Genomic DNA, 374 nt, shown 5'->3' on the forward strand with positions numbered 1-374 from the left:
GGGTCTGCATATGCCCCCCAATTCCTCTCATCCACGGCCGCCTGCCCCAGATTCCCCGTCTTCATGGCTGTGTACCGGCTGAGCTACAGATAAAAAAGATTGGGAAGAAACATAGGAAAAGCAAAGAATTGTTTGATTGAGGTGGGGATTAACAGTAAAAGGCCAAGGCATTTTCGAAAATGCCTTCAGGGTTGATGTTAAATGGTGTGGGGATTTACAGTAAAGGGCGAAGCCATTTTCGAAAATACCTTCACCCTTTATGTAAAATTTGCTTTTAATTACTTTAGCCAGAGGAAACCAGCAGGAAAGCGGGAGGAGGGAGCGGAGGCGGGATTGGATGTTTGGAGGCGGCCCTGGGGAGCGGAATCCGTCGG

This window comes from Clostridium sp. MCC353 (assembly GCF_018785315.1).
In the GTDB taxonomy this organism is placed as follows: Bacteria; Bacillota; Clostridia; order Lachnospirales; family Lachnospiraceae; genus CHH4-2.